At 75.9% G+C, this 5,619-nt stretch carries 2 protein-coding genes; both read left to right on the top strand.

All coding sequences use genetic code 11. The features are described from left to right. Positions 1-165: 165 nt before the first annotated feature. Complete coding sequence (locus CFP66_RS28070) at positions 166-2,868, top strand: LuxR C-terminal-related transcriptional regulator (RefSeq protein ID WP_094928206.1); 2,703 nt, start codon at positions 166-168, stop codon at positions 2,866-2,868. Between the two features lie 108 nt (positions 2,869-2,976). Continuing rightward, positions 2,977-5,346, top strand: a complete 2,370-nt coding sequence (locus tag CFP66_RS28065; protein WP_233159777.1) for a right-handed parallel beta-helix repeat-containing protein — start codon at positions 2,977-2,979, stop codon at positions 5,344-5,346. Positions 5,347-5,619 lie beyond the last annotated feature (273 nt).

Below are 5,619 nucleotides of genomic sequence, written 5' to 3'. Positions count from 1 at the left end.
ATGGATCATGATGACGTAGTGGCCCGAATCGGCCCTCGGGGGCACCGTCGCTGCCCGGAACGGCCGGATCGTCGCCGCCCGCACCCCCTCCCGCGCCCGGTGCTCCATGCTGGGCCCGCGGGTGGGCTGCGGCCCGGGACCGATCGATCACCGTGGAAGGCAAGTGTGGACGGCATCTGGTCGGGATCGGCGGCGGCGAAGGCAGCGCCCGCTCCCGTGGGTCGCGACGACGAGCTCGCGGCGCTCGGGGCCGACGGCCCAGGCGGTGTTCTCGTCGTCCTCACCGGGGACCGCGGCAGCGGACGCACCACGTTGCTCGGGCGCGCGGCCGCGATCGCCCGGTCGGCCGGGCGCGTGGTGCTGCACGTCGACCTCGGCGGGGGACGCCCCGACTGGGACGAGTACGGCGTGGGGCTGCTCCTCGACGCGGTCAACGCGCAGTTCGAGGAACTGGGCGCCGGCACCGACCTGGTGGGGAGCACCGCGGCCCTGCGCCGTCGGTGCACGTCGGACTCCTACCGCACCGCCACCGGGCGCGCCGCCGTCCACGCGGAGATCAGGCGGTTGCTGGCCTGCCTCGGGCCGGACGTCGCCCTGGTGCTGTTCGACGACGCCGACCTCGTGCCGGGTTCCGAGCACCTCGCCGTCGCGGCGCGGCAGGTCGGGCACCGTGTCGTCGCCACCGCCACGGGCAGCGCGACCCTGACCGCGGTGGCCGACGCGGTGGTCCGCGCCGAGCCGATCGACGGCAAGGAGGTCCGGCGGCTGCTGAAGCGTTCGCTGCGCGGTCGGCCCGACAGGGGGTTGCTCACGGCGCTGAAGCGGGCGCTCGGCCCGTTGGCGGGCAACCCGGCGTACGTGCTCTCGATGATCGAGGAGCTGCACCGCGCCGATCGGCTGGTCACGGTGGCCCGCCGCGTCTGCCTGCGCGAACCGGGCCGGACGCCGACCTTGCCCGACAACGCGCCGGTGGTGGCGGCCATCGGCGAGCGGGGTGGGCTCGCCGAGGACCTCGTGCTGCTGGTCGACGGCCCGGGCCGGGTCCGGGTCGACGACGTCCCGCTGCTTGCGGCGGCGCTGGGCAGGACGGTGGGGCAGACCGGGGTGGCCGTCGACCACCTCGTGGGGGAGTCGATCCTCGCCGAGCACGACGGTGAACTGGCCGTGCGCTGTCCCGCGGTCGGTGCCACCCTACGCGCGCGGGCGGACGCGCACCGCGTCCCCGCGCTGCACGCCGCGGTCGCGCTCGCGGCCACCGACCCCGCGCGCGCCACCCTCGCCCCGATGGACCCCGACGTGCTCGCCGATCACGTGGTGGCCGCGGGTGCGGCGCTGGCCCCCGACCCGCGATGGGGGGCGCTGCTGCGTGAGCAGGCCGTGGCCGAGGAGCACCGCGCGCCCGAGCGCGCCGCCCGGTTCCTGCTCGCGGTGCGCCGGCACGACACCGCGGACGGCGACGGCGCCCGCACGACCGGGTGGACGCTGCGGCTGCTGCTGCGCGCCGGCGACCACGACGGCGTCGCGCGTCTCGTCGAGCGTGTCGTCGGTGCCGACGGCCACGAGCCCGCCATCCCGGGCGACGCCGACCGCGGGCTGCTGGCCGCCGCGGCCGCGGTCGCCGCGCTCACCCTCGCCCGGCCCGTCCCGGCTGCGGTGCGGGCAGCGCTTGCCGACGACTCGCGCCTCACGTGCCCGCTGGGCGTCGCGCAGCGGTGGTCGGACGGCGGGAGCGTCGATGCCGACGAGCTGCTGCGGGCCCTGACCGCGCTCACCACCCCCGTGCAGGCCCCCGGCTACCGGCACTCCACGGCACTGCTCGCGGCGTACTCGGCGATCTCGGTCCGGGACGTCGTCGGCGCGCTGGCCGCGCTGCTCGGCCCCGGGTACGCATGCCCGGCCGGGGGGCCGCCCGTCCTGCTGCACCGCGCGAGCGAGGCGTACCGGAGCGGTCGGTGGGGCGCGGCGTCGGCGGGCGCGCGGGCGCTGTTCGCCGACCACGGCTCGGACGAGCGAGCCGCGGACCTGCGCGAGGCGGCGGCGCTGATCGCCCTGGACATCGCGGCCCTGCAGGACGACGAGCGCATGGTGGCGGCCTGGCAGCAGTACGTCCCGGACGACTCGGCGGCGTGCCGGCACCCGGCCCTCCACGCCGGGACGCGCGTCGCCCGGCTGTGGGTCTCCGGCGACGGCGAGGCGGCGCTCGAGGAGGGCTGGCGGGCGTGGAACCTCGTCGGGCCCGGGAGGCTCGCCGTCGGTCGCCGGTCCCTGCTGACCAGGCTCTGCGGGATCGCCGGGGCCGAGCGTCGACGGGAGTGGTACCCGCGGCTGCTGGGCGCGGCCGTCGAGTGGTGCCGGACGGAACCGGGGAACCAGGCCGCGGACGCCGCGGAGACCTGGGACCTGGTGCGTGGCGTGCTCGGGAAGGACGACGCCGCGGCCCGGGCGTTCCTGGCGCGGGGCGTGGAACCGGTGCGGAGCAGGGGCCACCGCGCGGAACTGGTGTGGGTGCTGCTTGCGGCGGGGGCGGCAGCGTCGGGCACGGGCTGGTCGGAGGCGCACGCGATCGCCAAGGACATCGGCGCGCCCGTGCTCCGGGGGCGGCTGCGGCGCCTGATGGACGAGCAGGGGGTGCGCCCGCCGTCGCGGCGGAACCCGGTCTCGGACCTCACCGATGTCCAGCTGCACATCGTCGAGCTGGTCGAGCGGGGGATGACCAACCGCCAGATCGCCCGTGAGGTCCGGATGAGCGAGAAGACCGTCGAGAACCACCTGACGCGGCTGTTCGTGCGGTTCGGCTGCCGCACCCGGCACGGTCTCGCCGCGGCGCGGCTCGCGGCGCGGCGCGACGGCCTGGAGGCGGGGGCATGAGCGCAGGCGCCGGATGCGAGGAGGCACAACCGTGAGCGAGCTCGCGAGCTCACCATCCAACGCAGCAGCGCCGCGAACGCGGCCGACGAGCGCCAGCGAGGAGGACTCGTGAGCGGTTCCATGCTGTCGGTGTCGGCCGGTCGGCGGACCGGCCTGGCCGAGACCGTCGCGGCCGCCCCGGCGGGTGCGACGCTGCTGCTCGCGGCCGGCACGTACAGCGGGCCCGTCGTCCTGGACCGGGCCGTCACGCTGGCGGCCGAGGACGGACCGGGGTCGGTCCGGCTGCAGGTCGCGTCCGGCCCCGCCCTGGTGGTCACCGACGGTGCGGTGGCGGTGGCCGGGTTGACGGTGCGCGCCACCGGTGACGATCCCGCGGTCGTCGTGTCGGGCGGGCGGCTCGAACTGGTCGAGTGCGCCGTCGAGGCCACGGCGTGGACCGCGCTGCACGTCGGTGCCGGCGCGCTCGCCCTGCGGGACTGCGAGGTGAGCAACGGTTCCGGGGCCGGCATCGTCTCCGCCTCCCCGGACGGTGCGTCCGTCGACTCCACGCGGCTGCGCGACATCGGCACCTCGGCGCTGGTCGCCACCGGCGACGGCACGCTCGCGGTCCGTGACTGCGCGATCGGCCCCTGCGGCGGGAACGGCCTGTTCGTCACCGGCGCGGCCACCGCCACGATCGCCACGTCCACCGTGGAGGCCACCAGCAAACCGCCCGTGGCCGTCGAGGGGGGCGCCGCGCTGACCGCCACCGGCACCGTGGTGCGCGACTCCGCGGGCGTCGGGATCTACCTCGCGACCTCCGGCCCGGTCACCGTCGACGACTGCACCGTCGAGGGCAGCGCCGCCGAGGGCGTCTACGTCGATGCAGGCTGCGCCCCCGCGCTGCGCGGCTGCCGGATCACCGCCAGCGGCGGGCAGGGCCTGCACATCACCGAGCGCTCGGCCGGCACGGTGTCCGACTGCGAGGTGACCGGTACCACCGGCGCCGGGGTCGGGATCAGCCGCCGCAGCACGCCCGAGATCGACCGGCTCACCGTCGTCGACGCCGGTGCCGCCGGTGTGCTCGTCGACGCCGGCGCGGAGCCGTTCGTGCGCCGGCTGCGCGTGCTCGCCCCGGCCGGGCCCGGGATCGTCCTGGACGGGGGCAGGGGGCGGTTCGAGACCGTCGAGGTCGAGCAGGCCGGGGAGGCCGGTGCCGTCCTGCGGGGCGGGGCCCGTGCCGAGCTCGTGGGCGCGAGCTTCCGGTCGACGGCGGGCCACGGCGTGCACGTCGACGGCGGCACGCTCGCCGTCACCGACGCCGACCTCGCCTCCTGCGGCGGGGACGGCATCCGCGCCGACGCCGACGCCGAGCTGACCGTGGAGCACTGCCGGGTCCGCTCCGCCGCCGGCGCGGGTCTGCGGCTCGAGGGCCGCTCCACCGGAGCGGTGAGCACCTCGGAGTTCACCGGCAGCACCGAGGGCGGCATCGTCGTCGCCACGACCGAACCCGTGCGGGTGTCGGACTGCGCGGTCCGCGACAACGGCGGCCCCGGGGTGGTCGAGGAGGCGGGGGCGGACCTGGAGGTCCGGGACCTGACCGACACCGGCAACGGCGGGCGCCCGCCGGGCGCGGTCGCGACCCTGGCCGGCCCCGCCACGCCCGAGCCGCCCGCGCCCGCGCGCACGGCGGGCGACCCGCTGAGCAAGCTGCAGGGTCTGGTCGGGCTGGACGGCGTCAAGGCGGACGTCACCTCGATGATCAACCTCAACAAGATGGCGAAGCGCCGCATGGACGCCGGGCTCTCGGCCCCGCCGATGGCGCGCCACCTCGTGTTCGCCGGCGCCCCGGGAACCGGGAAGACGACCGTCGCCCGGCTCTACGGGGAGGTGCTCGCCCAGCTCGGGGTCCTGCGTTCCGGGCACCTCGTCGAGGTCGCCCGCGCCGACCTCGTCGCGCAGATCATCGGTGGCACCGCGATCAAGACGAGCGAGGCGTTCGAGCGGGCGCTCGGCGGTGTGCTGTTCGTCGACGAGGCCTACACGCTGTCCAGTGGCCGCGGCGGCACCGGCCCGGACTTCGGCCGGGAGGCCATCGACACCCTCGTCAAGCTGATGGAGGACCACCGCGACGACGTCGTGGTGATCGCCGCCGGCTACTCGAAGGAGATGAAGCAGTTCCTCGCCGCCAACCCCGGCATGGAGTCGCGCTTCTCGCGGACCCTGGAGTTCGCCAACTACTCGCCCGAGGAACTGGTGACGATCGTGCGCCTGCAGTGCCGTGCGCACGACTACCGCATCGAGGAGGAGGCGGCAGCGGCCCTGCTGACCTACTTCGACGAGATCCCCAAGGACGGCACATTCGGCAACGGGCGCACGGCGCGTCGCGTCTTCGAACGGATGGCCGACCGCCAGGCCTCCCGGCTCAGCACCGCGCCGTCCGGGTCGGCGGCCGACCTGACGCTGCTCACGGTCGAGGACCTGGACCTGTCCCCGTGACGACGGTGACCGGCGGGAACCATCAGATCGCCAGGATCGGGACCAGACGTCCAGATAGAGCCTGATCCGAAACGCTCAGGTCTGCACCGCGGGCACTGCGTCGATCACGGCACACGGCGGTCGGTCGATCGCCGACCACGACCGTCCGCCCGTGATCGACGCTGCTGGTCGGGACGCGGTGCGCGGTGATCGATCCGATCAGTACCTGGGTGCGGAGGCGGCGACAGTGGCGTACTCGTCGGAGCGATCACGGCCGGGTGATCGGTCCGATCA

Origin of the sequence: Pseudonocardia sp. MH-G8 (assembly GCF_002262885.1) — a bacterium.
In the GTDB taxonomy this organism is placed as follows: Bacteria; Actinomycetota; Actinomycetes; order Mycobacteriales; family Pseudonocardiaceae; genus Pseudonocardia.
The sequence above is the reverse complement of the archived record's forward strand: the minus strand, read 5'-3'. Positions and strand labels throughout refer to the sequence as shown.